Here is a 220-nt window from a genome sequence, read left to right on the forward strand (position 1 = left end):
TTTCGGCTGCCCTGGCTGATGACAGGGTTGAGTTTGGCCACCAGCTTTAGACTGCGGCCATCCTTGTCCTGGAGCGTGTGGTTTTCCTTGCCCGAATAGGCCGCATCGCCGATTTCTGTGTCCACCTGAAGGCCATTGGCGCGGCTTATTTCCACAAGCTTTGGAAGTTGGGGGCCATCGCCTTTTTCGCCCGAGGTGACAAGGGCGGCGGCAATGATGC

Annotated in this window: 1 pseudogene; it reads right to left on the minus strand. The window is 58.2% G+C overall.

Annotated elements, in window-relative coordinates:
• A pseudogene (locus K3G39_RS21070) lies at positions 1 to 220 on the minus strand (IS5/IS1182 family transposase); the annotation flags it as partial.

It is taken from the genome of Pontibacter sp. HSC-14F20, from assembly GCF_019599265.1.
Lineage (GTDB): Bacteria > Bacteroidota > Bacteroidia > Cytophagales > Hymenobacteraceae > Pontibacter.